At 38.2% G+C, this 524-nt stretch carries 1 protein-coding gene; it reads left to right on the top strand.

The genetic code is table 11. From position 1 onward, the window contains the following. Positions 1-327: 327 nt before the first annotated feature. A partial coding sequence (locus N2257_10870) for a hypothetical protein (protein ID MCX7794887.1) occupies positions 328-524 on the top strand: 197 nt, incomplete at its 3' end.

Genomic DNA, 524 nt, shown 5'->3' with positions numbered 1-524 from the left:
GCTTCTTAATAGTCCCCGAGCATAAGGTTTAGTATTACCGTGATACCGGACCTACGTGAGGCTTTTTGCAGTAGCCCTCCCTCTTCCAAGTTTCTTACCAAACGCATGTTTCTTTCAAATACTAAAACAAAAAATAACCAGCCTTTACTAATACTGAATTGACTAGTTTCGTATTTTCGGATAATGACCTTGTCACCTAACATAATGTTTACACAAATAGTATGTATCGTCTGAGAGACCAGAGCTTTTCGAGTAGGTACATATTTGTTGACAATGAAAATTATTTGCATATAATATTACTTATAATTAAATCCAAGGAGGTGTAACATGGACATGGACAAAAAACGTTGGATTTCCGAATGGTGGCCCGAGAGGTTAAACTTAAGGATTTTGAGACAAAACTGCTCCCACGCAAATCCATACGGTGAGAATTACGATTACGCAAAAGAGTTTGAAAGTCTGAATCTTGCAGAAGTAAAGAAAGATATCGAAAAAGTTCTAACCACGCCACAGGACTGGTGGCC

Source organism: Thermodesulfovibrionales bacterium (assembly GCA_026417875.1).
Taxonomy (GTDB): Bacteria; Nitrospirota; Thermodesulfovibrionia; order Thermodesulfovibrionales; family CALJEL01; genus CALJEL01.
This window is presented reverse-complemented; position numbering and strand designations above follow the sequence as displayed.